26 protein-coding genes are annotated in these 26,045 nt (G+C 71.6%); 16 read left to right on the forward strand and 10 right to left on the reverse strand.

Features of this window, described 5'->3' with window-relative positions:
- Window positions 1-252 precede the first annotated feature (252 nt).
- Entirely contained in the window at window positions 253-513 is a 261-nt protein-coding gene (locus tag AB0H21_RS02665; RefSeq protein WP_358510532.1) for a hypothetical protein, read from the forward strand.
- A gap of 135 nt (window positions 514-648) precedes the next feature.
- Here the strand turns inward: AB0H21_RS02665 and AB0H21_RS02670 are convergent, their stop codons facing one another.
- Together AB0H21_RS02670 and AB0H21_RS02675 are read right to left on the reverse strand one after the other, a co-directional pair.
- Window positions 649-1,608 carry a hypothetical protein gene (locus AB0H21_RS02670; RefSeq protein ID WP_358510535.1) on the reverse strand — a complete coding sequence of 320 codons (960 nt, stop codon included), beginning with the start codon at window positions 1,606-1,608 and terminating at the stop codon, window positions 649-651.
- Entirely contained in the window at window positions 1,608-2,153 is a 546-nt protein-coding gene (locus AB0H21_RS02675) for an RNA polymerase sigma factor (protein ID WP_358510537.1), read from the reverse strand. Before AB0H21_RS02675 ends, AB0H21_RS02670 begins: the two co-directional genes overlap by 1 nt.
- 665 nt (window positions 2,154-2,818) lie before the next feature.
- Here AB0H21_RS02675 and AB0H21_RS02680 point away from each other — a divergent pair.
- The 7 genes from AB0H21_RS02680 to AB0H21_RS02710 all read left to right on the forward strand — a co-directional run bounded on the left by AB0H21_RS02680 (window position 2,819) and on the right by AB0H21_RS02710 (window position 11,490).
- The gene (locus tag AB0H21_RS02680) at window positions 2,819-4,162 is read left to right on the forward strand and encodes a HAMP domain-containing sensor histidine kinase (protein ID WP_358510540.1); all 1,344 of its coding nucleotides are present in this window, start codon (window positions 2,819-2,821) and stop codon (window positions 4,160-4,162) included.
- 309 nt (window positions 4,163-4,471) lie between these two features.
- On the forward strand, window positions 4,472-4,804 hold the full coding sequence (locus tag AB0H21_RS02685; RefSeq protein WP_358510543.1) for an antibiotic biosynthesis monooxygenase: 333 nt from the start codon (window positions 4,472-4,474) through the stop codon (window positions 4,802-4,804).
- Window positions 4,805-4,852: 48 nt separating this feature from the next.
- Entirely contained in the window at window positions 4,853-6,436 is a 1,584-nt protein-coding gene (locus AB0H21_RS02690; protein WP_358510546.1) for a sugar ABC transporter ATP-binding protein, read from the forward strand.
- Window positions 6,420-7,418 (forward strand): ABC transporter permease, encoded by a 999-nt coding sequence (locus AB0H21_RS02695; RefSeq protein ID WP_358510548.1) that lies wholly within the window; start codon window positions 6,420-6,422, stop codon window positions 7,416-7,418. The genes AB0H21_RS02690 and AB0H21_RS02695 overlap by 17 nt, the downstream gene beginning before the upstream one ends.
- The gene (locus AB0H21_RS02700) at window positions 7,419-8,771 is read left to right on the forward strand and encodes a hypothetical protein (RefSeq protein ID WP_358510551.1); all 1,353 of its coding nucleotides are present in this window, start codon (window positions 7,419-7,421) and stop codon (window positions 8,769-8,771) included.
- Window positions 8,768-9,967 carry a DUF917 domain-containing protein gene (locus AB0H21_RS02705; RefSeq protein WP_358510554.1) on the forward strand — a complete coding sequence of 400 codons (1,200 nt, stop codon included), beginning with the start codon at window positions 8,768-8,770 and terminating at the stop codon, window positions 9,965-9,967. The genes AB0H21_RS02700 and AB0H21_RS02705 overlap by 4 nt, the downstream gene beginning before the upstream one ends.
- A complete protein-coding gene (locus AB0H21_RS02710; RefSeq protein WP_358510557.1) occupies window positions 9,964-11,490 on the forward strand; it encodes a helix-turn-helix domain-containing protein in 1,527 nt (508 codons plus the stop codon). Before AB0H21_RS02705 ends, AB0H21_RS02710 begins: the two co-directional genes overlap by 4 nt.
- 86 nt (window positions 11,491-11,576) lie before the next feature.
- Here AB0H21_RS02710 and AB0H21_RS02715 read toward each other — a convergent pair whose 3' ends face one another.
- Window positions 11,577-13,253, reverse strand: a complete 1,677-nt coding sequence (locus AB0H21_RS02715; RefSeq protein ID WP_358510560.1) for a hydantoinase B/oxoprolinase family protein — start codon at window positions 13,251-13,253, stop codon at window positions 11,577-11,579.
- Window positions 13,254-13,278: 25 nt separating this feature from the next.
- Window positions 13,279-15,330, reverse strand: coding sequence for a hydantoinase/oxoprolinase family protein (locus AB0H21_RS02720; RefSeq protein WP_358510563.1), 2,052 nt, complete (start codon window positions 15,328-15,330; stop codon window positions 13,279-13,281).
- A gap of 164 nt (window positions 15,331-15,494) precedes the next feature.
- On the opposite strand from AB0H21_RS02720, the gene AB0H21_RS02725 reads away from it, so the two are divergent.
- Both AB0H21_RS02725 and AB0H21_RS02730 read left to right on the forward strand, forming a co-directional pair.
- Window positions 15,495-16,889, forward strand: coding sequence for a leucyl aminopeptidase family protein (locus AB0H21_RS02725; protein ID WP_358510566.1), 1,395 nt, complete (start codon window positions 15,495-15,497; stop codon window positions 16,887-16,889).
- A complete protein-coding gene (locus tag AB0H21_RS02730; RefSeq protein WP_358510569.1) occupies window positions 16,886-17,818 on the forward strand; it encodes an ornithine cyclodeaminase family protein in 933 nt (310 codons plus the stop codon). Before AB0H21_RS02725 ends, AB0H21_RS02730 begins: the two co-directional genes overlap by 4 nt.
- Window positions 17,819-18,034: 216 nt before the next feature.
- On the opposite strand, the gene AB0H21_RS02735 is transcribed toward AB0H21_RS02730, so the two are convergent.
- Together AB0H21_RS02735 and AB0H21_RS02740 are read right to left on the reverse strand one after the other, a co-directional pair.
- Window positions 18,035-18,358: a tetratricopeptide repeat protein gene (locus AB0H21_RS02735; RefSeq protein WP_358511362.1), complete on the reverse strand. Its 324-nt coding sequence runs from the start codon at window positions 18,356-18,358 to the stop codon at window positions 18,035-18,037.
- Between the two features lie 96 nt (window positions 18,359-18,454).
- A complete protein-coding gene (locus AB0H21_RS02740) occupies window positions 18,455-18,781 on the reverse strand; it encodes a DUF397 domain-containing protein (RefSeq protein ID WP_358510572.1) in 327 nt (108 codons plus the stop codon).
- A 165-nt stretch (window positions 18,782-18,946) separates the two neighbouring features.
- On the opposite strand from AB0H21_RS02740, the gene AB0H21_RS02745 reads away from it, so the two are divergent.
- Entirely contained in the window at window positions 18,947-19,576 is a 630-nt protein-coding gene (locus AB0H21_RS02745; protein WP_358510575.1) for a protoglobin domain-containing protein, read from the forward strand.
- 152 nt (window positions 19,577-19,728) lie between these two features.
- The gene (locus AB0H21_RS02750) at window positions 19,729-19,920 is read left to right on the forward strand and encodes a hypothetical protein (protein ID WP_358510578.1); all 192 of its coding nucleotides are present in this window, start codon (window positions 19,729-19,731) and stop codon (window positions 19,918-19,920) included.
- Window positions 19,921-20,000: 80 nt separating this feature from the next.
- Here AB0H21_RS02750 and AB0H21_RS02755 read toward each other — a convergent pair whose 3' ends face one another.
- The 3 genes from AB0H21_RS02755 to AB0H21_RS02765 all read right to left on the reverse strand — a co-directional run bounded on the left by AB0H21_RS02755 (window position 20,001) and on the right by AB0H21_RS02765 (window position 21,183).
- Window positions 20,001-20,252: a hypothetical protein gene (locus AB0H21_RS02755; RefSeq protein ID WP_358510581.1), complete on the reverse strand. Its 252-nt coding sequence runs from the start codon at window positions 20,250-20,252 to the stop codon at window positions 20,001-20,003.
- Between the two features lie 256 nt (window positions 20,253-20,508).
- Window positions 20,509-20,685 (reverse strand): PIN domain-containing protein, encoded by a 177-nt coding sequence (locus AB0H21_RS02760; RefSeq protein WP_358511365.1) that lies wholly within the window; start codon window positions 20,683-20,685, stop codon window positions 20,509-20,511.
- A gap of 246 nt (window positions 20,686-20,931) precedes the next feature.
- Entirely contained in the window at window positions 20,932-21,183 is a 252-nt protein-coding gene (locus tag AB0H21_RS02765; RefSeq protein ID WP_358510583.1) for an AbrB/MazE/SpoVT family DNA-binding domain-containing protein, read from the reverse strand.
- Between the two features lie 460 nt (window positions 21,184-21,643).
- Here AB0H21_RS02765 and AB0H21_RS02770 point away from each other — a divergent pair, with 460 nt between their 5' ends.
- A complete protein-coding gene (locus AB0H21_RS02770) occupies window positions 21,644-22,654 on the forward strand; it encodes a LacI family DNA-binding transcriptional regulator (protein ID WP_358510586.1) in 1,011 nt (336 codons plus the stop codon).
- Window positions 22,655-22,724: 70 nt separating this feature from the next.
- Entirely contained in the window at window positions 22,725-22,892 is a 168-nt protein-coding gene (locus tag AB0H21_RS02775) for a hypothetical protein (protein ID WP_358510589.1), read from the forward strand.
- Here AB0H21_RS02775 and AB0H21_RS02780 read toward each other — a convergent pair.
- Window positions 22,889-24,175 carry an MFS transporter gene (locus tag AB0H21_RS02780; RefSeq protein WP_358510591.1) on the reverse strand — a complete coding sequence of 429 codons (1,287 nt, stop codon included), beginning with the start codon at window positions 24,173-24,175 and terminating at the stop codon, window positions 22,889-22,891. The two genes, AB0H21_RS02775 and AB0H21_RS02780, sit on opposite strands and share 4 nt — an antisense overlap.
- A gap of 174 nt (window positions 24,176-24,349) precedes the next feature.
- On the opposite strand from AB0H21_RS02780, the gene AB0H21_RS02785 reads away from it, so the two are divergent.
- Complete coding sequence (locus tag AB0H21_RS02785) at window positions 24,350-24,901, forward strand: copper resistance CopC family protein (RefSeq protein WP_358510594.1); 552 nt, start codon at window positions 24,350-24,352, stop codon at window positions 24,899-24,901.
- On the forward strand, window positions 24,898-26,040 hold the full coding sequence (locus AB0H21_RS02790; protein WP_358510597.1) for a CopD family protein: 1,143 nt from the start codon (window positions 24,898-24,900) through the stop codon (window positions 26,038-26,040). The genes AB0H21_RS02785 and AB0H21_RS02790 overlap by 4 nt, the downstream gene beginning before the upstream one ends.
- Window positions 26,041-26,045: the final 5 nt, after the last annotated feature.

A 26,045-nucleotide genomic window follows, 5' to 3' on the forward strand; every position in this document is an offset into this window, starting at 1 on the left:
GGGCCCGGACGCTGATCGTCCCCGCGCCGTGCCGATCCCGTATCCTCTCGGCAGGCCGCGAGAGATCACGGGAACGGTAAGGGCAGGTGCCACATGGACGACCTCAAGACCGGCGACGGGCCGGCGCCGCCCCTTCGTGACGAACTGTCGCGAGTACGTTCCGCCTTACTCGGCTACGACGACCTCCTCTGCGCCGAGCCTCGCTGAAATGACCGCGTCGACGTCGCGGCCGGGGAACATGGAAGGCGGACCATGAGAAACGGATTCTGCGCAAAGTGCGGCTCGAACCACGTCATGGAGGGCGTCGAGGTCCGCGACCGCGCGAGCAACGGTCCCGTCCCGCTGAAGGTCCACATCACCGAGCCGGAGCCACCGGACCACGGGTTCATCTGGAAGCAGGGCTCGTCGTCGGGAACCGTGCGCGCCTGGATCTGCGCGTCCTGCGGCTACACCGAGCTCTATACGGACAATCTGGCCGAGCTCTACGCGAGCTACCGCAAGGGCCGGCCGTAGCGGAACCCCGGCGAGGTGGTGTTCCGTTGGGGGCCAAACGGAACACCCCGGCATGATCATCCTCGCGGCCGGCCACCGCTGATTTCCGCACTCAGCTTCCCCGAAGGCCGATATGTCATGGCTGCCCGGGCAGGACTATTCCTTGATGACATTGTCGCGTGGACCACCGTAGACAGGGTTCCTGTCGAAGCGCTTGTCGGTGACGAGCAGGCGGATCAGCCCCGGTTTGCGGATGGACTCCTCCGCCTCCCAGACGATCCAGTCGTCGCCGACGGGCTTGGTCTGCGTGCGGAGCTCGACGTAGCCGCCCGGGTTGTCGGGCGCGACCTCCATGATCAGATACGTGACCTTCAGCCCGCGCCTCTTGAGCTCGGGCAGGACCTCCCCGGCAGTCTTCTCGTCCACCCGGAAATCGGCGAGCGAGCCGCCCTTCGTGGTCGCCGTCCGGTAGTCGGACTTGCCCACCTTCGCTTCGTGTGACTTGTCGGGCACGAGAACGCACGGGGCGACCGGCCCACTCATCAGGATCGTGCTGGTGCTGTGGTCGCTGATCGTCCAGACGAACGTCTGGCCGGGCTTGAAGAGCTTGGTGTCGATCCGCATCTGCCAGCCCTGGCTGTGTTCCTCCCCGGGGATGTTCTCCGGCACGGAGTACAGGCCGCGGGGGATGTCCTGCACCCAGGTTCCGCGCGGTTCCTTGCACCACTTGCCCGGGGGCGCGTAGTCGACGATGGCCGGGACGTTGAGCTCCTTCAACCGCTTCGCCAGCCCCGCCTTGTCGCGGAAATCCCGGACCTGGACGTACACGACACCGTCGGGTTCCTTGGTGACCGCGTAGGAGGGGGTGCCGCTCTCCTTCAGCAGGCTCGGCCCCACCACGATGCCCACGGCGAGCAGCCCCGCGCCCGCCAGTCCCAGGACCGGCCGCCGGGCAGGGCGCCGGCGGGGGCGGACGGGGGATGGGCCGGGCTGCTCGGCGGCGATTGAGGCCAGCAGCTTCCGCGCCCCCACATCGGAGGCGTGCCCTCCCGGCTTGCCCGGTTCCACCCGGGCCAGCGCACGTGTGATCTCGTCGATGTCGTCGGTGTTCTTCATCACAGATGTCCCTCCGCGGGGGCCAACCGGCTTTCAGATGTGAAGTGCACGTCCGCCTCGGCGAGCGCGCGGGCGAAGCGCCTGCGGGCGCGGTGGAGTCTGATGCGTACGGCGTTGCGCGACATGCCGAGCACGGTGGCGATCTGCTGTCGGTCCAGTCCCTCCCAGGCGACCAGGGACAACAGCTCCCGATCGGTGTCCGGTAAGGCCCGGAAGATCTGCGCGATCGCCGTCAGCTCGACCCCGCTGTCGGGCGCGGCCTGGTACAGGTCGGCCATTTCTGCGTCGAGCTCCACGCTGAGGGTCTGGCGGCGCACCTCGACCCGATAGTGGTTGGCCAGCACCTTGCGCGCCACGCCGTACAGCCACAGTGTGGCCTGCTCTCCATCCGGCACTTCGCCCATCCGCCGCCAGGCGATGGCAAAGGTTTCCGCCACGATGTCCGCCGCATCCTGCGGCGAGTGGCAGCGGCGGGCCGCGTACGCCGTGATCTGGCCATACGTCTCCCGGTAGACGGACTCGAACCTGGCCGGCTCACTACCCACGGGCTGGTCCCGCGTCCGGTCTGCTCGGCGTCCCCATGGCCGCCTCCTTCATAGCTTTGATGTACGGACATCTGTGCCTATGTAGGTAGTCAGGCCATCATTTCGTGCCAGGGCGAAGAAATTTCGGGGCTACCCCGCCGCAGCGAAGGGCCGAACCCGGATGCTCCCGTCGGTGCCTCCCTGACGGGAGGTCGGTTCACGTCAGGAAAGGGCCATTCCGTGAAGTAACTTGGCGGCATGCCATCTCCCCGTCCCAGCTCGGCGGCGCCCCAGACAGCTCGGGATCACGCCGAATTCGCTTCACGAAACGTGCTAGAGCGTCGGTCATGTAGCTGTGACGGGATTCGTGGCACCTCGTCCTGATCGCGTCTTTGGTCGGGGTCGGGGAGAGGATCCGTGATTCATGCGTCCCAGAACGTGACAGCCATCAGTGGAGCCGTCTCGGGCGGAGCAGACCATCATCAAAGCGATCAAGCGGGCCAAGCTGTTCATCTTCTTGCGCCTGCACCGGCACGAGCATTTCCGGCAAATCCGGTGCATAAGCCGAACGGACGGTGAGCGGCCCGCACGTCCTTGACCCATCGTTTCTGACGCCTTGCCCTCCCCACGCCCTGACCTCGCGTGATCCGCATTTAGGGTGATCGTTGGGCGGACAAGGGGGCGCGGTGGGCTTGTTGCGCGACTGGTCCGTGCGGACTCGGCTCACGTGGGTCGCGACCATCGTCACGGCGTTGGCCTGCGTGGGCGTCAGTGCGCTCGTGTTCATGGGCGCGCACAGCCTGGCCGTCGCACAGCGCATCCAGGACATCATCCTCGCCGACCTGCACGTGTCCCATATGATCAAGCTCCGGCGTCTCAAACATATGATCCCCGACCAGGACATCTCGGCCGTCCAGGTGCTCGACGAGACCGGCCGGATCATCGCCACCACGCGCAACATGGCCGGGCGGGAGCTGATGCCCTCCTTCACGCCCCCCGACACGAAGGCCGTAGGACACACGCTCACCTGCTCCTCCCCGGGCTTCCCCGACGACTGCGTGCACGTCGTCGTCATGCGGCACTACCGCGACACGGGGAACCTGCTGATCTACGGCGCCGACCCGACGATCCCCTGGTTCGTCCACCCCGCGCTGTTCGCCCTGCTCACGGCGACGGCGCTGACGCTGGTCGGGATCACCGCGTACGGGACGTACCGGGTGGTGAACCGCACCCTCGCGCCCGTCGACGCACTCCGCGCCGAGCTCGCCGAGATCACCGCCTCGGACCTCAGCCGGCGCGTCCCCCTGCCCCCGCACCGCGACGAGCTGCGCGGCCTCGCCGAGACGGTGAACCAGACGCTGGACCGGCTGCAACAGGCCGTGGAACGGCAGCGCCGCTTCGCCTCGGACGCCTCCCACGACCTGCGCAGCCCCATCACCGCGATGCGCGCCCAGGTCGAGGACGCCCTGGCCAACCGTGACGACGCCGACTGGTCCAAGGCCGCCGAGGCGATGACCGGAAGCCTCGACCGCCTGCAGGCCATCGTCAGCGACCTGCTGGTCATCGCCCGGCTCGACTCCGAGGAGCGGGTCACCCGCGACTACATCGACCTGGCCGAACTCGTGCGCGGCGAGACCGGCCGCCGGTCCCGGGGCAAGCGGCTCGTGGCGGACCTCCGGCCGGGCGTGATCGTGAGCGGCGACCGGCTGCAGCTCGCGCGGCTGCTCACCAACCTGCTGGACAACGGCGAACGACACGCGGCCTCGACCGTCACCGTGCGCCTGCGCCGCGAGGGCGGCGACGCCGTGATGGAGGTCATCGACGACGGCGAGGGCATCCGGCCGGAACACCGGGAGGTGGTGTTCCAGCGCTTCACCCGCCTGGCCGCCGGCCGCGAGAAGGACGCGCAGGGCACCGGCCTCGGCCTCGCCATAGCCCGCGAGATCGCCCAACGCCACGAGGGCACCCTGACCATCGAAGACTCCCCGCGAGGCGCCCGGTTCGTCCTCCGAATGCCCACCCTCCCCTAGGGACGCCGCCACGCCTGATGGCTCGCCTTGTTCATCACTGGGCCTCCTTCCTGTCCGGGACGCTCGTGCCCGGCGCGGCCGGGACGGGCCTCGGGACGACCGGCGACGTTTCCCGGGTGTCGTGGGCGCGGTGACCGCGAACCACCACGCCGCCTGACTTCGCCTGTTCAGGAGGGTGCGGCGCGGCGCACAGCGGGGGCGGGCCGCACTGTGCGGGGCGCCCAGGGGAGGGCTGGACCGGTTTCTACAGTTTCTGCCACGTCGTCGGGCCTCGACGCCGGTCACCGTCCGATCCGTACGGAGGAACACATGATCCGCAGTGTTCTCTACCTGAGACCGCTCCCCGGCAAAGAGGGCGACCTGGAGGAGTTCTTCGCCCGCCACGGTGTGCTGAACCGGGCGCTGTCCCTACCGGGCTGTCACGGTACCGCGTTGCACCGCCCCGCCGAGCCGGGCGAGCCGTACCTCGTCACCGCGACGTGGAGCGCCCCGTCCGACTACCAGCAGTGGCTCGACGACCCCTGGCGTCAGGAGGTCACCGCGGAGCTGGGCGCGCTGCTCGACGGCGGGCCCCGCGCGGACCAGGGCGGCGGGATCTACACGATCGTGGCGGCGGTCGGCGACGAAGAGGCGGCCAAGTGAGAAGCAGGATGCACATGCACATCAACGACAAGGGACTCGCCCTCGGCGTTGCCGGTCAGGATCGACCTGGAAGGGTTCGGCAAGGCGTACGGCGGCGTGCACGTACTGCGCGACGTGTCGTTCACCATGTACGGGGGACGGGTTCACGGCCTGCTCGGCGAGAACGGCGCCGGCAAGTCGACGTTGCTCAAGGCGGTGTGCGGGGCGGTGGCTCCCGACGCCGGGCGCATCCTGCTGGACGGGAAGCCGATCTCGGTCGGTTCCCCGAGGGACGCGCTCCGGCACGGGTTCGCGCTGATCTCCCAGGAACTCGCCCTCGTGCCGGCCATGACCGTGCTGGACAACGTCCACCTCGGCCGGTGGCGCAACCGGCTCGGCTGGCGGACCGGCCGCGAGGACGCCAGGACCCTGGCCCGGCTGATGGAACACACCGGATTCGAGCTGGACCCCTCGGCCCTGGTGCGCGACCTGCCGCTGGCCGCGCAGCAGCAGGTGGAGATCCTCCGCGCGCTGGCGTCCGGGGCCTCGGTGATCGGCATGGACGAGCCCACGGCGCTGCTCACCCAGACCGAGACCGACCGGCTGATGGCCGTCGTCAGGCAGCTCGCGGCCGAGGGCACCACCGTGGTGCTGATCTCGCACTTCCTGGAGGAGGTGCTGTCGGTCTGCGACGACGTCACCGTGCTGCGCGACGGCCGCCATGTGATCACCGGGCCGGCGGCCGCGCAGACGCCCGGCAGCCTGGTGCGGCACATGGTCGGCCGGCCCCTCGAACTCTTCTACCCCGAGCCGGCGCCGGTCCGGGACGGCGCCCCGGTGCTGCTCGGCGTCCGCGACCTGCGCCGCGGCACGGCGGTGCGCGGCGTGTCGATGGAGATACGTGCCGGGGAGATCGTGGGAGTGGCGGGGCTGGTCGGCAGCGGCAGGTCGGAGACGCTGCGCGCGATCTTCGGCGCCGACCCGCGCGACGGCGGCGCGGTCGAGGTGAAGGGCGAGGCGGTGCCCCCCGGCTCGCCGGCGCGGGCCATGCGCGCCGGCCTGGCCATGGTCCCGGAGTCCCGCAAGGAGCAGGGGCTGGTGCTGGACCGCTCGGTCCGCGAGAACATCGCGCTGGCCAGCTTGAGCTCCCGGCAGCTCGCGGGTTTCGTCCGGGGCGCGTCCGAGGGGGCGACGGCCGGGTCCATGCTCCGGGACCTCGACGTGCGGGGCTCGGACCTCGGCGGCCCCGTCTGGACGTTGTCGGGTGGCAACCAGCAGAAGGTGCTCTTCGGCAAGTGGCTGATGGAGAAGCCCGCGGTGCTGCTGGTGGACGAGCCGACCCGCGGCGTGGACGTGGCGGCCAAGAGCCAGATCCACCGGCTCCTCGTCGACCTGGCCGCCGAGGGCATGGCGGTCCTCATGGTGTCCTCGGAGGTCGAGGAGGTCATGGGGCTGTCACACCGGGTGCTGGTGATGCGGCACGGCCGGCGCGTCGCCGAGTTCGCCAGGGGCGAGGCGACCCGCGAGCAGGTGCTCTCGATGGCCTTCGCCGACGACCTCCCCACCGGGGACGCCCCGGGCCGTCCGACCCGACGAACCACACCGAATCCAGCCGTACCAGCACGGAGGAGCACGAATGACCACCATGGCTGACACGGAGACCCCGCCCGAGGCGGTCGCACGCGCCACGGCCGGCAGGTTCACCCGGCTGCACGACTTCGGCATCGTGCTGACCGTGGTGGTGATCGTGGTCGCGCTGTCCCTCACCACCCAGACGTTCATGACCACCGGCAACCTGGTCAACCTGCTCGACCAGGCGGCGGTGATCGGGCTGCTGGCCTGCGCCGCCACCCTCGTCATCATCTCGGGCGCCTTCGACCTGTCGATCACCGCCGTGCTCGCCGTCTCGGCGATCGTCGCCGTGGTGGTCACCACACACGCCGGGGTACCGGCCGGCATGGCGGCCGGGGTGGTGACCGGCGGTGTGCTCGGCGCGGTCAACGGCCTGGTCGTGATCACCGTCAAGGTCCACTCGTTCATCGCCACGCTCGCCCTGAGCATCATGTACCGGGGGCTGGCCGTGATCCTGACGGCCGGCGCCATCGTGTACCCGGACGAGAGCCGGGTCAGGGCCTTCCAGGCGCTCGGCTGGCCGACCGTGCTCGGCGGGATCACCGCGGCCTCGCTGCTGTTCCTGCTGGTCGCGGCGGTCTGCTGGGTGGTGCTCTCCCGCACCACCTTCGGCAGGCGCATCTACTCCGTCGGCGGCAACGAGGAGGCCGCGCGGCTGTCCGGCATCCGGATCGGCGCGGTCCGGGTGGCGGTCTTCGCGATCAGCGGCGTGTGCGCGGCGCTGGCGGGGCTCATCCTGGCCTCCCGGGGTGGGTCGGCCCAGGCGAGCATGGCCACGGGCATGGAGCTGACCGCGATCGCGGCGGCGGTGGTGGGCGGCACCAGCGTCCTCGGCGGCGAGGGCGCGATCTGGCGCGGGCTGATCGGCGTGCTGCTCATCACGCTGATCGGCAACGGGTTCAACCTGCTGGGCTGGGATACCATCTACCAGCAGGTCGTGCAGGGTGCGCTGATCCTCGGAGCGGTCAGTTTCGACCGTTTGCTGCGAGGCCGAAGGAGTTAGGTGGCTGGCGCGCGGATCGGCGTCCGGCTGGGCGCCGGCCAAGCTCGCGCCGCCCTCGTCGGCGGCGGTCACATCCGTCATGCCGTGTGCCGGTCCGGCGACGGCCGCGGCCTCTCCCGCATGCTCCGCGATCTCGCCCAGGGTACGCCGGTCCGGTCGGTGACCTGGGACGTCTCCGCCGAGCTGGACCCTGCGAGCTCCGGCTCGCCGGTGGCGTCCGTGCGGGTCACGCCCCGGCCGCCGGCGCGCGGCCTCGGGACCGGGCATCCTTCCCCCTTGCTCCCGGCGCTCGTCAGGCTCCAGGCCGCGGTGATGGGAGGACACGACCTGTTCGGGGTCGAACTCGCCACGCTGGACATCTACGAGGTGTTCCGCGTCGCGGCGGCGGCACAGGCGGAGGGGATCGGCGCGCTGGCGCTGACGGCCACGGGGGCCGTCGGATGCCCCCACCACGAGCTCACCGCCGCCGAGGTGGTCCGTGAGGCGTTTCCGCAGCTCAGAGTCTCGCTCTCGCACCAGGTCGGCGGGCTCGGCCTGCTCGACCGCGAGGCTGCGACGGTGATCAACGCCGCGCTGCTGAGCCGCGCCGAGCAGGTGGTGGCACGCTGCGTGCGGATCTCGGGCCGGCTCGGGGCCTCCACCTCGGCCTGGTTCGTGGCCGGGGACGGCGGCCGGATCTCCGCCGAGCGGCTGCGGCTGCTGCCTGTGCTGGGGCTGTCCGCCACCGGCGCCGCCGCGCTGACCGGCGCCGCGCGGCTGGCCGGGGTGGACGACGCGGTCGTCGGGCTGGCCGGGCCGGACGGGCTGTCGGTGGGCCACGTCCGCGACGGCCTTCCGAACGTGGCGACCGACCGGCCCGGGCCCGGCGGGGTGCGGATGGCCGTCCCGCAGGCGTCGCTGACACCGATCCGCGGCTCGCACGCGGACACGGCGTCGGCCTTCGCCCTGCTGGCCGAGCACGACCAGCACACCGCGGTCATCGCCGTCGCCGGGGGCGGCCCGGACGGCGACGCCCCCGACGAGGCGGCGACCGGCCGGGCGCGGTCCGCCGCGGCCCGGCTGCCGTCCACGTCGGTGCTGGTGGAGCCACCGGCCGAGCTGGCCGCCATCGGCGCCGCGGGCACCGAGCCGAGCGCCTGGCTCGACACCGTCCTGTACGCCGAGACCTCCGAGGTGCTGGCCCGCAAGCGGGCCGCGGCGGAGCAGCGGGCGCTCACCCTGGTGGCCGAGAGCGGCGCGCGGCTCGGCAGCGAGCGCGTGGTCAGCTCCCGCGCCCTGTCGTTGTCGTTCCTGCGCAGCGGCTCCTACCGGCTGCTGGTACGCGCGGGCGGCCGGGCGGAGGACGACGCGTGACCGGCCGCTCCATCACCGTGGCGGACGTCCCCGCCCTGCTTGCGGGGGCGGAGTTCTTCTCGACCAACGCGGCGGGCGAGGGCATCGAGTTCGCCGGCTTCTGGCTGGAGGACATCCTCGCGCGGACCGGGCCGGTGGAGCTGGTCACGGCCGACGAGCTCGACCCGGACACGCCGTGCGCGGCGGTCGGCGCGATGGGCTCGACCGTGGCCATGGCCGAGCTGCCGCCCTCCGGGGAGGAGCCCCTGGTTCTGGCGCGCAGCCTGGCCGGCCGGTTCGGCGCCCCGCTGGGCGCGATCATGCCCCTCAACGCGGCCAGCGTGAACGCGCTGCAGCCGGTGGCCGCCGCCGCGGTGCTCGGCCTGCCGCTGATCGACTGTGACGGCATGGGCCGGGTGTTCCCGCTGATCCACCAGACCACCTACGAGCTGGCCGGCCTCTCGCTCAGCCCCCTCGCGGCCGTCAGCGCCGGGAACGACTCGCTGCTGCTGGACACCGGTTCGGCGCGCGCCGAGCAGATCGCCCGGTCGATCACGCAGGCCGCCGGCGGGTGGCTGCTCTGCGGGATGTACCCGACCCGGGTGGGACGGCTGCGCGAGGCCGCGATCCACGGTTCGGTGAGCCGCACGCTCAAGGTCGGCCGGCTGCTGCGCGAACACGCCTCCGACGGCGCCACGGCGCAGGCGCTCGCCGGCGACCCTCCGTGGGGCGGCGCCTCCCCCTGGCCCGCGCACGCGGGCCCCGGCGACGGCGAATGGTCCCGGCGCGGGACCGCGCCGCACGAGCGCCTGCTGCGTGACCTCACCGCGGCCACCGGCGCGACCGTCCTCGGTGGCGGCCGGGTGGTCGAGCTCGGCCCTTCCCCACGGCAGGCGGGAATCGTCTATCCGGGCAACCCGATGAGCATGGTGGTCCACGACCACGACAGCGGCCGCCTGATCCGGCTGGAGGCGCACAACGAGCTGGTGCTCGCCCTCGCCGACGGCGCGCTCACCGCGGCCGTGCCCGACCTGCTCTGCCTGCTCGACCGGGGCACGCTGCGGATGACCGGGCCGGAACGGCTCACCGTCGGCGACCAGGTGGACGTGCTGTGCGTACCGGCCGCGCCCGTGTGGCACAGCGTCCACGGGCTCGGCCTCGGCGGGCCGGGAGCCTTCGGCTTCCCCCTGCGCCACCCGCGCCAGGAGGGCCGATGAAGCGCGCCGGACGCCCCTCGGAGCAGCTCACCGTGGACGAGCTCGTCAGGTACGGGCCGCTCGGCCGCGCCGAGACGCTGGTCGGGGAGAACCTCGCCCGGCCGGTGTCCCGGGTGGCGCTCATCTCCGATCTCGACCAGGTCCGCCACTGCGGCCCCGGCACCGCGGTGGTGCTCTCCCGGGGGCTCGCGCAGGGCGCGTGGGCGGTCGAGTCGGCGCTGCGCCTGGCCTGGGAGCGCAGCGCCGCCTGCCTGGTCAGTCCCGCCGTCGCCGGGCTCGACCAGGCCACCGCCCAGCTCGCCCGGCGGATGCGGCTGCCGGTGTTCGTCGTGACCGGGGACACTGCGGCCTGCGCCCTGGACCTGGCCGCGGCCATCGCCAGCCCCGACGCCGCCCGCGCCCGCCTGGCGGCGCGCTGCGCGGAGCTGTTCGCCGAGCGGAGCAACGCCCGCGGCATCGTCGGGGTGATCAACTCGGAGGTTCCCGGCGTGACGGCCGCGCTGGTGGCCCCGGACGGCCGCGTGCTGGCAGGTCAGGCGTCCGTCGACCGGGCCGAGCACCGCGTCCAGGTGGACGTGCCGGGCCCGGACGGGCGTCGCTGGGCCGAGCTGGTCGCCGCCACGACCGGCCCTTCCTCGCCGAGCTGGTCCGAGACCGTGCTTCTCATCCTGCGGCTGGCCCGGGGACCGCTGGCCGCGTCGGTCGCCAGGGAACGCCTTGAGGCGGTGCACGGAGCCGAGCGCGGCCGGGCGGCTCTTCGCGCCCTGTTCGCCTCTGCCGGGGCCGATCCCGGTCCGGCGGCGCAGAAGGGGCCGGCCGGTCGTGACCGGGGAGACGACGGGCTGGCCGTACCCGAGGAGGCACTCGGATGGCGCGTCGGCGGGCGGCACGTCGCGGTCTTCCTGCGGTCCAGCACCCCGCTGGACACCGCCGCCGCCGGTCCCGGCGTGATCTCGGCCTGGCAGGAGGCCGTCGACGACCTGCCGCTGGTGCCGTGGGACACCGGCTGGGCCAGCTGGTGGACCGGCGACCGGATCGAGGTGGAGCAGGTGGCGTCGGCGCTGCGCCGGCATCTCGCCCGGATGCGCTCGCCGATCCCGCTGAGCGCGGGCGTGGGCCGCGCCGCCGAGGGGGCCGAAGGGCTGCGGGAGTCGCTGTCGCAGGCGATGCTCGCGGCCGGGGTGACGGTACGGGACGGCCACGGCACGGTGCGCTCGTTCGACGAGCTCGGCTTCCGGGTGCTGCTCGCCTCGCTGTCGCAGCCGGAGCTGGCCGGATCCGCCCGGACGGTGCTCGCCGACCTGCTCTCGGCGCCGGACGGTCCGGTGCTGGTGACCACGCTGGCCGCGCTGCTGGACTGCGCGAACTCCACCAGCCAGGCCGCCGCCCGGCTCGGCGTGCACCGCAACACGGTGCTCGGCCGGGTCGAGCGCATCAAGGCGCGCGGCGTCGACCCCGACCGTCCCGACCAGCGGCTCGCGCTGCACCTCGCCTGCTACGCGCTGCTGCCCGAGCTGGGCTGACCCCGCGGGTCGAGACCGGTACGGCGGCGCGGGCGCCTGGCCCTGCGCCGCCGTACCGTGATCGGATGCCCGGCTGAGACGGTCGCTCAGACGGTCACGGCGTAGAACTCGGCCGCCCGCGCGGCGGAGACGTGGCCGTCGAGCACGTCCGTCCGGACGGCCTCGGCGTCGCGGTCGGCGGGGTCGCCGAAGCCGCCGCCACCACCGGTCATGCAGCGGATCACGTCGCCGGCGGCCAGGCGCAGGCCGTTGCACTTGAGGATGCGCCGCTCGCCGGGACGACCGGGGTTGATGACGATCTCCGGCGGGACAGCGTCGTGCCCGCCGAACAGGCCCCACGCGGGGGTGGCCGACCGCTCGAACCACAGCGAGACCGTGCAGTCGTGCAGCACCGTGTACTCGCGGACCACACCGTTCCCTCCGCGGAAGCGGCCGGAGCCGCCGGAGTCCGGCCGGATCTCGTACCGGCTGATGCGGAACGGGTACCGGGTCTCGAACACCTCCACCGGGATGTCCTTGAGCGAGCCGTTCGTGCTGTTGATGAGCGCGGTCTCGCCGTCCGAGCCGTCCCAGGCTCCCCACCCGCCGAGGGTGGCCTCCAGGCTGACGTAGTCGCGCCTGGTTCGCGGGTCGGTGCCGGCCAGCAGCACGATCATCGAGTCGCCGTGGCTTGCCCCCGCCACCTTGTCCGGCATCGCGGGGGCGAGCGCCTTGGCCACCATGTCGATGAGCATCCCCAGGTGGGAGAAGTACCACTGGCAGGCCGCCGGGGCGACCGCGCCGAACACCGAGCCCTCCCGGACCTGGACCGTCATCGGGCGGAAGGACCCGCCGTTGCCGGGCACGTCCGGGCTGACGAGCAGCTTGTACCCGACCCGGCAGGCCGACACCGTCTGGGAGACGCCACAGTTGACCGGCCCTGTGGTCTGGTCGGCCGACTCGGTGACGTCGAAGTCGATGTCCGAGCCGCTGACGGTGATCTTGAGCTTGATCGGGACGGTGGTGCCGAGGTCGATGCCGTCGTTGTCCAGGCAGCCCTCCGCGGTGTAGACCCCGTCCGGGATCGCCGCGATGACCTCGCGCTCCAGCGCCTCGGTCTGGGCGAAGATCTCGTCGCGGGCGGCGCGCAGCGTGTCGAGGCCGAAGCGCCGGACGATCTCCTCCAGACGGGCCTGGCCCATCTTGATGGTGGCGATCATCGCGTGCATGTCGCCGCTGGTCTGGTAGGGGAAGCGCACGTTCGTGGCGATCGTGCTCATCACCCCGGGCACGTCGCGGCCGCCCTCGACCAGCTTCTGCGCGCCGAGCCGCAGGCCCTCCTGGTAGATGTTCACCGAGTCCATCGACCCGCCCGGGTCCTTGGAGCCCACGTCGATCCAGTGCGCCCGGGTGGCGGTGAAGCCGACCAGCTCCTCGTCGACGAAGACCGGGCCGAAGATGGTGACGTCGTTCAGGTGGGTGCCGCCGAGATAGCTGTCGTTGAGGATCCACACGTCGCCCGGCTGCCACACCTCGCGGCCGAACTGCTCCTCGGTGGCCTTGGTGCAGGTCTCCAGGTTGCCGAGGAAGATCGGCAGCCCGGCGGACTGGCCCAGCACCTGGTGCCGGTCGTCCAGCAGCGCGACGACGCAGTCGCCGCACTCGTAGATGATCGGGGTGTACGCCGACCGGATGAGGGTGGCGTTCATGTCGTCGGCGGCCGCGGCGAGCGCATTGCGGATGATCTCTACCACGACGGGGTCGACGGTCCTGTTGTCGGTCATGATTCCTCCTGTCCCATACCGTTTGTCACAGCGCCGCGTCCGTACCGGCCCGAATCACCAGGGAGCCGATGGGGTCCACCGACACCGAGAAGCCCGGAGGGACCACGGTGGTGGCCGTGCCCTCCACGATGATCGCCGGGCCCTCGAACGCGTGCCCGGCCGCCAGGTCCTCGCGGCGGACGAGCGGGGTCGAGCGGCTCTCGCCGTCGAACACGACCTCGCGAAGCTCATGCGGGAATTCCGTCCCGGTGGCCCGCTCGACCTGCTCGGCGGCACCGCGGCCGAGGTCGCCGAACGCGGTGGTGCGCAGCGTGACGAACTCGATCGGCGCGCCCAGGTTCGCGTGGCCGTAACGCGACATGTGCTGCTGCCCGAACCGCTTGGCGATGATCTCCACGAAGTCGTCCCTGGCCGGCTCGTCCGCGTCGAGCAGCGGCACCGTCAAGGTGTACTCCTGAGCGGCGTAGCGGATGTCGACCGCGCACTCCGCCCGGCGGTTCCGCTCGGGCACCCCCTCGTCGGCGAGCGAGGCCAGGGCGGCCTCGGCCATGGCCGCGAGCCTGGCCGCCATGTCGGCGGTGTCCAGGTCGGCGTCGAGGTAGAAGTAGGTGTCCGAGGCGTCCTTGCGGATGTCGGTCTGCAGCATGCCCCACGCGGAGAACGCGCCGGGGAAGCGCGGCACCACGACCTCGCCGATGCCGAGCTCCCTGGCCAGGAACACCGCGTGCATCGGCCCGGCGCCGCCGAAGGCGACGAGGGTGAAGTCGCGCGGCTCGATGCCCCGCGAGACGGTGATGGTCCTGATCGCCTGCGCCATCTTGGCGTTGGCGACGTCGCAGACGCCCTCGGCCATGGCCATGGTGTCCAGGCCGAGGGCCTCGGCCAGGCCCTCCAGCGCGGTCCGCGCGGCCCCGGTGTCCAGCGTGAGCGAGCCGCCGGCGAACCACTCCGGGTCGATGCGGCCGAGCACGAGGTTGGCGTCCGTCACGGTCGGCTCGGTGCCGCCGCGGCGGTAGCACGCCGGGCCGGGGTTGGCGCCCGCCGAGCGCGGGCCCACCCGCAGGCCACCGGCCTCCAGCCAGGCGACCGAACCGCCGCCGGCTCCGATGGTGTGGATGTTCACCACGCTCATCAGCATCGGCAGGCCCTCGATCTTGGCCTCCGCCGAGATGTCCGGCTGCCCGTCGATGATCAGCGACACGTCGAAGGACGTGCCCCCCATGTCCACGCAGATGAGGTTCGGCCGGCCGATCGCGCGGGCCAGCTCGACCCCGCCCATGGTCCCGCCGACGGGGCCGGACAGCAGCGTCTGCAACGGGCGGCGGCGGGCCGACTCGGCGGTGAGGACGCCCCCGGAGGACTGCATGACGTGCAGCGGTACGGCGAGCCCCCGCTCCTTCAGATTCGTCTCCAGGCGCTCCAGGTAGCGTCGCACCACCGGACCGGTGTACGCCTCGACGACCGCCGAGGAGGTGCGCTCGTACTCCCGCCACTCCTTCGCGGCCTCGTGCGACAGCGAGATCGTGACGTCCTCGCCGAGTTCCTCGCCCAGGATCTCGCGGGTGCGCAGCTCGTGCGACGGGTCCAGGTAGCTGAACAGATAGGCGACCGCGATCGCGCCGAACCCGCCGTCGCGGTAGCGCCGGGCGGCCTGCCGCACCGCCTGCTCGTCCAGGGGTTCCAGCTCCGCGCCGGCGGCGTCGAACCGGCCGCCGATCTCGACGATGTCACGCAGCGGGACCAGCGGCTCCGGCTTGCGGAAGTGCAGGTCGTACAGCCGGGTGCGCGGGCCGCGCGCGATGTGGTAGGTGTCCCCCGCGCCCGCGGTGGACAGCAGCAGCACCTTCACACCGCGCCGTTCCAGGAAGGCATTAAGCCCCTGCGTGGTGCCGTGCACCGTGAACGCGATGTCGCCGGGAGAGTCCACCAGGGACCCCAGCGCTGTCAGCACTCCCTCGGTCAGATCTTCTGGCGTCGTGGACGATTTGCCGACCTGGTAGCGGCCGGTGGCCTCGTCGTAGCCGATGACGTCGGTGAACGTGCCGCCGATGTCCATGGAGACCCGGAAACGGCTCATTAAGGAACTCCTCTCTGCAAGGCGTAGCGGTGACCGTAACTCCGGCGGGACGGCCCGGGATGTGCACGGTGACCACCACATCGCCGGGTCACCGTGCGAGGCGCCCTGCGAGGGCCGCGACCGCTGCAGGAAACTGGGCGCGCCGTAACAGGGGGAGGTAGGCGATGGACGTCTCGGTCGGGCCGGGTCGGGCGGATGCGCCCGAGGTGCGTGGGGTCTTCACCGAGGAGGTGGAGAGCCTGCGCGCGGCGGGCCTGCTGAGGTGGGAGGGGTTCACGGCCGAACCGGGCTCCACCGCGCCGGTCGAGGACGGAGGGCCGGTGCTGCTGGCCGGACTCGGGCCGCGGGACGGATGCGACGCCGAACGACTGCGCGCCGCCGCGGCCGCCGCGGCGGCGCTGATCCCCGGCGACACCGTGCGGGTCGACCTGGCGAGCCGCGGCGCGGGCCCGGTCGGCGCCGGCGAGTCCGTCCGCGCGGTCGTGGCCGGGCTGGCCCTCACGGCCGCGCGACCGCTCGGCGTGACGCTCACCGGGCTCGCCGGGCCCGAGAACGACCACGTCACCGCCGGACTGCTGGACGCGGAGGCCCTGCTGCTCGCCCGGGACCTGACCAACCGCCCGCCGAGTGAGCTCGTCCCCGGCGATCTGGCCTCCCTCGCGCGGGACGTCGCCACCCGGGAAGGCCTGACCGCGCGGGTGCTGGACGAGCGCGACCTGCGCGGGCTCGGGATGGGAGCCCTGCTCGGCATGGGCGCCGGATCTCCACACCCGCCGCGGCTGGTGGACCTGCGGCACGAGCCGCCGGACGCGCGGTGTTCGGTCACGCTGGTGGGCAAGGGCATCACCTTCGACTCCGGGGGCCTGTCCCTGAAGTCACCGGCGGCCATGATGGCCATGCGCTGCGACATGGCGGGCGCCGCCGTCGTACTCGCCGTGATGTCCGTGCTGGCCAGGCGGGGTCTCCCGGTCGCCGTCCGCGGCCTGCTCCCGCTCGCCGAGAACATGATCGGCCCGCACGGCGTACGGCCCGGGGACGTGCTGCGCGCCTGCGACGGCCAGAGGATCCAGGTGCTCGACACCGACTTCGAGGGCCGCGTGACGCTGGCCGACGCGCTCGCCCTCGCCGCCCAGGAACGCCCCGACGCGATCGTCGACATCGCCACGCTGACCTACCAGGTGGTGACCGCGCTCGGACCGGAGATCGGCGGAGTGCTCGGACGCGACCCGGGCCTGACGCGGCAGGTGCTCCGGGCGGGCGCCCTCGCCGGCGAGCCGCTGTGGGCCCTGCCCTGGGCGCGCCGCTACCGGGACCAGATCACGTCCGGCTACGCCGAAGTGCGGAACTTCCCCGAGGCCGACACCGGCCGTGCGATCACGGCGGCCCTGCTGCTCGGCGAGTTCGTCCCGGAGGAGATCCCCTTCGCCCATCTGGACATCACCGGACCGGCATGGCGCGGACCGGCCTCCGGCCGCGGCGCCACCGGCTTCGGCGTGCTCACCCTCACCCGCCTACTGGAGTCGCTCGCGACCGACTCGTTCTCCCGGGACCGCGCATGACGCCCCCGCCGCCGTACGTCACGGCCGAGCAGATCCGCCGCGTCCTGCCCATGGAGCACGCGGTCATGGCACTGGAGCAGGCGTTCCGCGCCCGCGCCGGCGAGGGCGACCCGCCCCGCACGGCCGTCCCGTGGAACCGCGGCGAACTGCTGGTGATGCCGAGCGAGCACGGCGCGTGGGCGGGCACCAAGCTCGTCACCGTCGCCCCCGGCAACGCCGCGCTCTCGGTGGACCGGATCAACGGCGTCTACGTCCTCTTCGACGCCGCGACCCTGGTCCCCCGGCTGCTGCTGGACGCGTCCGAACTGACCACGCTGCGGACCGCCGCCGTGAGCGCGCTGGCGACCCGCTACCTGGCCCACACCGACGCGCGGACCCTGGTGGTCTTCGGCACCGGCCCGCAGGCCCGGTCGCACGTGCGGGCCATGCTCGGCGTCCGGCAACTCGCCGAGGTGCGCGTCGTCTCCCGCGACCGGGCGCGGGCCGCGCTACTGGCCGGCGAGCTCACCGCGGAACACGGGCTGACGGTCACCCCCGGAACCCCGGCCGACGTGGCGACCGCCGACATCGTCTGCACGTGCACGAGTTCGGCCACTCCCCTGTTCGACGGCCGGCTGCTCACCGACGTGGCACACGTCAACGCCATCGGCAGCCACCATCCCGAGGTCCGGGAGGTCGACGGCGAGACCGTACGGCGAGCCTTCGTTGTGGTCGAGCAGCCCGGCCCGGCCCGCCGCGAGGCCGGAGACCTGATCATGGCGGTGAAGTCCGGCGCGGCGGACGACTCCGTCTTCGACGTCGACCTGCACCACGTCGTCACCGAACCATGGACCCGCCCGGACCGCCCCACACTCTTCAAGTCGGTAGGCCTCGCCATGGAAGACCTCGCCGTCGCCACCGAAATCGCCACCAAAGTCCTGCCGCCCTGACCCGTTCCGAACCACGAGCACCGCCACCGGGCTTCAGCACGGCAGGGGAAGGTATTCGCGTCCATGCCTTGACGCAGCGGATGGCACGGGCCGAGTTTGATAGTCACAACTATGATAGTTGTGACTATCAAACGCCCCTAAGAAGTCCCCACCCGCTCGTCTCACCGCCGAAGGCGACCGCCGTGGGGACATCCCGGGCAGCCCTAGAGGACCTGCCTAGTCGAGGTTCGCCGCGTACACCGAGACGTCGACCGCCGTCACCTGCTCCGCGCCCATGGCGACGGCCAGCTTGCGGTAACGTTCCGCCTCCTCCGGGCGGCTGCGACGCTCCAGGGTTCGCGCCAGCGCCTCACACGCCCAGCCGTTCACCGGGTCCAGCTCGACCAGCCGCCGGAACGTCTCCTCCGCCCGCCCGAGCTGCGCGCTGTGGAAGTACGCCCGCCCCAGCAACTCGACGGCCGCCCGGTTGGCGGGCTCCGCCTCGACGATCGAGGCCAGAATCCGCGCCGCCTGGGGATAGTCCTTCGCCTCGAAGAACATCACCCCACGCCGAAACTCCTCGTAACTCACCGACCCATCCCCTCCAAGCGGCACTGGCTCTCGTCGTCCAGCGCTCGCCCCTCCTAACAGGGGATCTCAGCCGATACTTCCCTCCTTCACCCCTGCGATGAAGGCGCGCCATTGGAGAGACGTGAGGGTGATGACCGGGCCGGATGGGTTCTTGCTGTCGCGCAGGAAGACCGCGGACGCCCGCGCCCCGGAAGCGACGTCGGCCATCGCGACCTCCACGCACTCCGACCCGTTGGCACTGCGCGTGCTCGTCGGTTTCCTTCTCGCGAAGGCCACGCACCTGCTCGACAAATCCGCAGGGACACTCCCCCACCGGCCCACCACTGTTCGAGCGCTGTCGAAGGGTTGCGCGGTTACGGTCGAGGTGTGGCACCTCAAGGTGGGTAGGCCCATCTTGAGGAAGCCGGAACTCGACCGGCTCGTGGCCCGGACCAGAGGCGTTTAGGCCGTATCCATAGATGGACAAGTCTTCGCAGATCGAAGGCGCGGGGTACGGGGTGCGCCGCGCTGTGATGCTTCGAGGCCCGAATTCGACGCCGTACGACCAAGGGGGCTCTTGTGAAGACCGCGCACACGCCCACACCCAAGCTGGTCACCGAACAGGCCGAGGGCATTCCCGGTTACACCTATGGCACGGCCGAAACCGCCGCTTCGCCGCTGACCATGCAGGACCTGGAACGGCTCAAGGCGGTGGTGGGGCTCACCGAAGAGGATCAACGAGCCCTGGTGGACGCCGCCGGCATTCTCGCCGACCAGGCCGACGACATGGTCACCGCCTACCGCCGGCGGCTCGGCGAGCTGCCGTTCATGCGCCCCTACTCCGGCCATCCCGACGGCAGGCCCAACCCCGAGTACAGCGCGGCGTCCAAGCCCCGTTTCGACCGGTTCATCATCGACGCCTGTACCCGCCCCCTGGATCAGGACTGGCTGAACTACCAGCAGGAGATCGGGCTGCGTCACACCCGGGCCAAGAAGAACGCCACCGACCACGCCGACTCCCTCGAGCACATTCCCATGCGCTACCTGCTCGCCTTCACCGCCGTCGTGATCGCCACGGCGCGTGAGTACCTGGCCGCCAAGGGCGCCTCGCCCGAGCAGGTGGACCGCATGCACGCCGCCTTCACCAAGTCGGTCATGCTGCACGTCACGGTCTGGACCCGGCCTTACGTGGACGCGGCCGACTGGTGACCGCCGGGGCGGTCGAACCACCGTGAGCCGCCCGAACCGATGGGGGGATGACAACACTCCCGGTCGAGGTCCGATCGTCCTGCGAAGCCGAAACGCCACAACGACTAACGGTAGCCATCTACGATCGGAACGTGATCGCCAATAGGTGCCGTATGGACAAAACCACCGAACCCACTGACGAGGCTCCGTTCGACTACGAAGCCATTCGGAAGCGCTTCCGGTGGGTCGGCAGCATCGCAAGCGGCGAGCGCGAACTCTCCCAGAGGTACCGCCAGATCATGGCCAAGGCTCGGAAGGATCGGGAGATCGTCGAGGCCATCGACGCGATATGGAAAAGCGAATGAGAACTCCGCCGTGCGACTCCGGACCTCTCATCGCGACCAGCGACCGAGATGACAAGCGCCACGCCAAGCGCATGATCAGACTAATGGTCCAAGGCCAGGTCGTCTTTCACCATGACGGAGAGAAGCCCATCTTCGTCGAAGTACATGAGAACACCCGACGTAACCACCTGCCACCATGTTTGGTCCGGCACGTAGGGCTGGGTCTCCACGACCACCTCCCCGGCCTCACGCAACGCGGCGAGCAACTCATCGCGGCGAGGAGCAGGCACCCTGACCGACTCGTATGACCCCCGCGGGAACTCCGCGATCTCCCCCACCGGCTCTACCGCCATGTACCACACGACACACTGCGCGATCTGCCAACCTGGACGTCCGCGAAGGCGTACATCTTGTCATCCGGTCCCTCGGTCTCGCCATCCGGGGGACCGAGCACGCGGAGCGCCTTTGACCAGGGATCGCCGATACGAAGACCCTTCAAAGCGCCCGTTCTCGCGAAGTCGCTTACCTCTTGCGTGATCATCTGACCGTTCTAGACGACAGGGCGCCGAAGCATCTGGCGCCTGTTCAGGGCTGACATCCTGGCGAGGATCAGCCATGCACCGATGGACGGACGAGTTCCACGAGATCTGGTGCGATGGCGTAGAGCTTCTGGTCGGCGGTGAGCAGAGCGTCGGCTCCGGCCTCACGGGCCGTAGCGATGATGAGGGCGTCCGGGATCCGAACGGTCAAATCTCGGGCTCTGAGCGCGGCCGCGCACTCAGCCATCGACTCGTCCACCGTCACGATGCGATCGATGGCGGCGGCACGGAACTCCGCGAGCGCCTTCTCGGCCTCGACGCCTTACGGATGGCGCCCACCCGCAGCTCACCCCAGGTGATCACGGAAACGGTAAAGAACGCCGTTCGGTCCTCCCAATGACGAACGGCCTCCACAGCGCCTCGATGAAGCGCGTCATGGGGATTGAGAAGGCCCGAGATGATGTTCGTGTCGAGCACTACGGACCGCACGCCATCAGCTCCAGCTGTCGCGGCTCGCCTCGACGTCCACGGCCTCGGTGAAGCCGGGGATGGTGCCGATGACGCCGTCGAAGCGACTGCGATGCCGCCGAATCACGATCTCGCCGTCTTCTTCGACGATGTCGATCGGGTCTCCCGGGCGCAGGCCGAGCTTGCGAAGCACGGCGGCCGGTAGGGTCACCTGGTTCTTGCTGGAGATGCGCGCCGGCCCCGCGCGCCTGGCACGGGACCACTCCGTGGGCTCCATAACCTTTACCGTAGCCAGCATAGGTAAAGGTTAAACGCGATGACTCAACGTGCACTACCGATTCCCTACAGCAACTCATGATGTGGGCGTGCTGCCGGCGCCGGGCGATGAGGCGTACATGGGGTGCCGCCGACCCGCCCGCGCCTCCCACAGCCCGCGGCTCCGCCGATGAGGAGCGTGGCCACCGCCAGGGTCACCGCCCCCCGCCGACCCGACGCCATGTCACCGGCCCCTTCCTCGTTCACATCGGGCCGGGGAGCCCCGAGGGCTCGCACAGCGCTTTGAAAGTTTCGCAATCAGCCCGAATATTTCGCGACCCGGAGAGTGCGTAAGCGCGGCGTAACCCGTCAATAGCCTTCCCGTAACAGCTTCCGGGCCGCGGGGACCGCATATCGGCGGATATTCCGCGGCTCAGTGGGGGCCGCTCGGGAGCCGAAAGCTTTCGGATAAACTCCCTCCCATGTCAGCGAAGAGCAGGGTCACGATCGCCCTGATCGCCGAACAGGCCGGGGTCTCCGTGCCCACGGTCTCCAAGGTCGTCAACGGGCGTCCCGAGGTCGCGCCGGAGACGCGCCGCCGGGTGGAGCGCCTGCTGCACGAACACGGCTACAAGCGGCGCGTCGGCCAGGGCGACGGCCCGGTCGGCCTCGTCGACGTCGTGTTCGCCGAGCTGGAGAGCCCCTGGGCGATGGAGATCATCCGGGGAGCCGAGACCGCGGCCCGCGAGGCCGACGCCGGCGTGGTCGTCTCGGTCCTGCACACCCACGGGGGCCCGGGCCGCGACTGGCTGGACCGCATCGCCGCCCGGCGCACCGACGCCGTCGTCCTGGTGGCCTCGCGGCTGACCCGCCGCCAGCACGGGCAGCTCGTGGCGCGTTCCATCCCGTTCGTCATCGTCGACCCCGAGGGCGAGCCCGCCGCCGAGGTCGCCTCGGTGGGGGCGACGAACTGGCACGGCGGGCTCGCCGCCACCCGCCACCTGCTGGAACTCGGGCACCGGCGCATCGGCGTGATCGGCGGGCCGCCCGAGATGCTGTGCAGCCGCGCGCGCATCGACGGCTACCGCGCCGCCCTGGAGACCGCGGGCGTGCCCGTCGACCCCGAGCTGATCCGCTACGGCGACTTCCTCGTCGGCTCGGGGCACGTCCACGGCAAGGAGTTGCTCGAGCTGCCCGACCCGCCCACGGCGATTTTCGCGGGCTGCGACATGCAGGCGTTCGGCGTGTTCGAGGCCGCGCGGCGTGCCGGGCTGCGCGTGCCGGACGATCTCAGCGTCGTCGGGTTCGACGACCTGCCGCTGGCCCGCTCGGCGTGGCCGCCGCTCACCACCGTCCGCCAGCCGCTGGAGGAGATGGCGGCGCTCGCGACCCGCATGGCCCTGGACATCTCGCGCGGTGAGACGCCCGAAACGCGCAGGGTGGAACTGGCCACCGACCTGGTGATCCGCGACAGTACGGCCCCGCCGCGGTAGCCGTCCCCTCCCATCCGAAAGGTTTCGGCAGACGGCCGGGTGTTTTTGCGGTACGACCCCGTTCGCCGCCGTGAACCCCTCGCCGGCCTTCCACGAGGAGGTCGAGCCGGCGCCCGGCGCGACGTGGAGCCACCGCTACCGCGTGGTGGTCGGGGACGGGTTCTGGGACCGGCAACGGCCAAAGGCGTACGTGCGCGACCATCCCCTCGAACCCGCCCCCCTAAGGCAGCGGATCTAGGGCACTGAGCGGATCTTCCAGACCAGGCCGGCGCCGAGGAGCGTCAGGGCGCCCGCCGTCAGGTACAGGACCGGGTAGCCGCCGAGGCTCGCGACGATCGGCCCGGCGATCACGGGGGCGAGGACCTGCGGGCCCGAGTTGGCGATGTTGATCACGCCGAGGTCCTTGGCACGGCCCGCGGCGGCGGGCAGCACCTGCGTGATCAGGGCATTGTCCACCGACAGGTAGACGCCGAAGCCGACACCCATGACGGCCGCGGCCACCATGACGACCGTCCACTGCGGCCAGAGGGCGAGCATCACGGCGGGGACCGCGCTGATCGCGCCGGACAGCGTGACGAGCGTCCTGCGGCGCCCGAGCCGGTCGGAGATCGCGCCGGCGGCCACCGTCGTGAGGATCACCGCGACCGTGTAGATCAGGATGAGGACTAGCAGGCCGTCCTCGGCCTTCGCGCCGGGGAACTCCCGTTCGTAGTGCACCGCGTCGGTGAGGAAGTACAGCAGGTACAGCAAGGTGACGGCGTTGCCGAGCTGCATCAGGAACCGGGTCAGCCAGGCCCAGGCGAAGTCGGGGTGGGCGCGGGGGCTGATCCAGAAGCCGCGCAGGAAGCCGCCCGCGCTGAACGGCGGGCGGTGCCCGGCGGGCAGCGGCGGGTCGGGCGTGGCGAGGACGAACGGCAGCGCGCACAGCGGCACGAGCGCGCCGATCATCAGAAATCCGGCCCCGGTGGTCGTGACCACCGTCGTCACCAGCACGACGGCCAGCACCACGCCCAGCGTCTGCGGGATGCCGATCCACCCCGACACCGCGCCGCGCTGGCGTACCGGGACGTGGTCGGGCACGCCCGCCGTCAGCGCGGCCTGCATCGCGTTCAGCCCGGCCTGGGCCAGGCACCATCCGATCACGACACCCGCCACCGTCCCCTGGACGGCGAGCAGGACGAGGCCGAGGCCGCCCGCGAGCGCCCCGAGCAGCGTCCACGGGTGACGCCGGCCGTAGCGGCCCGCCGTCCGGTCGGACAGGGCTCCGGCCAGCGGGTTGGACACCATGGCGACCGCGGCGCCGATGCCGGTCACCCACGCCAGTGCCGTCTCCTTGCCCACGGGGGCGACCGCCTCCATCTGCTGCGGCAGCAGCACCTGCAGCGGGCCGAAGTAGCCCATCCACAGCGCGAGATTCGCCAGCGAGATGAGGCCGATCCAGCGCGGCCCCACCCGGGTCACCGGCTCGGCGAGCGCCAGGGGGACGTCTGCGGGCGACTTCACGGGGGGTGGCGTGCTCACCGGCATAGCTCCTAGTGATGAGGGGTGCTGGGATAGTAGTCTCGGCGCCCCCCGCGAGAAACCCCCTCCGTACGATCACTCTCTTCTCCTGAGCCACTGGCCTTGCGGACGCACCGCCCCCGTGGAGATGGCACGATGGCAGCATCCGACAAATCCCCAGGAAGGCACTTCGCGGTGAGGCGATTCCTTACGGTGCTGCTCGCGGCCTGTGCGGCCCTGGCCGTAGGGGCGGCGCCCGCGCTGGCCCACAACGTGCTGACAGGGAGCGACCCCAAGGACGGCGCCCGGTTCGCCGCCATGCCCGGCCACGCCACGCTGACGTTCGACCAGCCGGTGCGCGCGGACTTCGCCCAGATGGCGCTGACCTTTCCCGGCGGGCAGGTCTCCAAGCTGGACGTCCGGGTCTCCGGTGACGATGTGATCGCCACGCTGCCGTACTCCGACAAGCCCGGCGCCTACCTCATCGGGTATCAGATCCTCTCCAACGACGGCCACCCCGTGAGCGGGAAGATCGGCTTCACGCTGGACGCGCCGGCCGGCGCGGCGCCGCCCTCGCCTCCCGTCCAGACCTCGACGGGGGCGCCCGTGGCGGGCCAGGTCGCCGCGGTCCCGGCGAGCGGCGGCGGCTGGGTGTGGGGGCTGCTCGTGGTCGCCCTGCTGCTGTCCGGGCTCGGCATCCTCGTCGTCGCCCGTCAGGGACGCCCGGTGAGGGGCGAGGGCGCGTGACCACGACCGGCGCGGGCCAGGGCCCCGTCTCCACGACGCCGGCCGAGGCCGCCACCCTGACGGAATCCGGGTCCCCCTCGGTCTCGACGTCCACCTCGGCCTCCGGTCCGCTCGATCCGGATTCCGCCGCACGCGTGGCTTCTCCCGAGGTGGGCGTGCGGTGGCCGCCCGCGTGGGCGATGACGGGCGGCGCGCTGCTGACCCTGCTGGTCGCGACGTGGTGGACGCTGCCGGGGGCCGTTCCAGGGCTCACCGCGCCCGGCCCGCTGATCGAGTACGGCCTGCCCGTGGCCCGGCTGGCCCTGGACCTGTGCGCGCTCGCGACCGTGGGCCTGAGCCTGCTGCCGAGGTTCGTGGGCTTCGACGATCCCGAGCGGACGGAGGCGATGCTGTCCCGGGCGCGGAGCTGGGCGGTCCTCGCGGCGTTCGGGTGGGCGCTGGCCGCCCTGACGGCCATGGTGCTGAGCGCCGCCGAGGTGACCCCCGGCGAGGCCCCCGACCTGGCCGCGTACGTCGCCCGCATCGGCGCCGGCCAGGGGCTGGTGATCAGCGCGGCGTGCGCCCTGGTCTACACGTGCTTCGGGTTGCTGGCCGTGCGCTTCGGCGAGAAGGTCCCGGCCGAGCTGCGGATCGCCGTGGCGATCTTCGGGCTGCTGCCGCTGCCGGTCAGCGGCCACGCGTCCAACTGGTACTGGCACGACATCAGCATGGTGTCGATGGAGCTGCACGTCGCCGCGGCGTCGGCGTGGACGGGGGGCCTGGTGGCCCTGGGCGTTCTGCTCGCCCGCGACCGGGAGCTGCTCGCCCGAGCCCTGCCGAGGTTCTCGCGGCTGGCCACGGTCGCGCTGGTGGTGGTCGCCGTGTCCGGGCTGTTCAACGGGCTGATCGAGCTCGCGCTCTCGCCCACGACGCGGCTTCCCGGTTCGCTGTTCACCACCCACTACGGGCTGCTCGTCGTCGCCAAGACCGTGTTCGCGGGCGTGATCGCGGCGCTGGGGGCCAACATCCGCTGGCGCCTGCTGCCCGGGGTCGCGCGGCGGGAGGCCACGGCGTTCGCCGCCTGGGCGCTACTGGAGATCACCGTGATGGGCCTGGCGTACGGCGTCGCGGTCGCGCTGACCCGCGCCGCCGTCGTCTGACCTGT

The sequence above is a fragment of the Sphaerisporangium sp. NPDC051011 genome (assembly GCF_040653595.1).
GTDB lineage: Bacteria > Actinomycetota > Actinomycetes > Streptosporangiales > Streptosporangiaceae > Sphaerisporangium.

Excerpts from the sequence above, each read along its gene's own strand:
- AB0H21_RS02665 (WP_358510532.1), top strand. The coding sequence starts at position 253 with ATGAGAAACGGATTCTGCGCAAAGTGCGGCTCGAACCACGTCATGGAG.
- AB0H21_RS02670 (WP_358510535.1), bottom strand. The coding sequence starts at position 1,608 with ATGAAGAACACCGACGACATCGACGAGATCACACGTGCGCTGGCCCGG.
- AB0H21_RS02685 (WP_358510543.1), top strand. The coding sequence starts at position 4,472 with ATGATCCGCAGTGTTCTCTACCTGAGACCGCTCCCCGGCAAAGAGGGC.
- AB0H21_RS02695 (WP_358510548.1), top strand. The coding sequence starts at position 6,420 with ATGACCACCATGGCTGACACGGAGACCCCGCCCGAGGCGGTCGCACGC.
- AB0H21_RS02710 (WP_358510557.1), top strand. The coding sequence starts at position 9,964 with ATGAAGCGCGCCGGACGCCCCTCGGAGCAGCTCACCGTGGACGAGCTC.
- AB0H21_RS02715 (WP_358510560.1), bottom strand. The coding sequence starts at position 13,253 with ATGACCGACAACAGGACCGTCGACCCCGTCGTGGTAGAGATCATCCGC.
- AB0H21_RS02720 (WP_358510563.1), bottom strand. The coding sequence starts at position 15,330 with ATGAGCCGTTTCCGGGTCTCCATGGACATCGGCGGCACGTTCACCGAC.
- AB0H21_RS02725 (WP_358510566.1), top strand. The coding sequence starts at position 15,495 with ATGGACGTCTCGGTCGGGCCGGGTCGGGCGGATGCGCCCGAGGTGCGT.
- AB0H21_RS02730 (WP_358510569.1), top strand. The coding sequence starts at position 16,886 with ATGACGCCCCCGCCGCCGTACGTCACGGCCGAGCAGATCCGCCGCGTC.
- AB0H21_RS02735 (WP_358511362.1), bottom strand. The coding sequence starts at position 18,358 with ATGTTCTTCGAGGCGAAGGACTATCCCCAGGCGGCGCGGATTCTGGCC.
- AB0H21_RS02740 (WP_358510572.1), bottom strand. The coding sequence starts at position 18,781 with ATGGGCCTACCCACCTTGAGGTGCCACACCTCGACCGTAACCGCGCAA.
- AB0H21_RS02750 (WP_358510578.1), top strand. The coding sequence starts at position 19,729 with ATGGACAAAACCACCGAACCCACTGACGAGGCTCCGTTCGACTACGAA.
- AB0H21_RS02755 (WP_358510581.1), bottom strand. The coding sequence starts at position 20,252 with ATGGCGGTAGAGCCGGTGGGGGAGATCGCGGAGTTCCCGCGGGGGTCA.
- AB0H21_RS02760 (WP_358511365.1), bottom strand. The coding sequence starts at position 20,685 with ATGGCTGAGTGCGCGGCCGCGCTCAGAGCCCGAGATTTGACCGTTCGG.
- AB0H21_RS02765 (WP_358510583.1), bottom strand. The coding sequence starts at position 21,183 with ATGGAGCCCACGGAGTGGTCCCGTGCCAGGCGCGCGGGGCCGGCGCGC.
- AB0H21_RS02770 (WP_358510586.1), top strand. The coding sequence starts at position 21,644 with ATGTCAGCGAAGAGCAGGGTCACGATCGCCCTGATCGCCGAACAGGCC.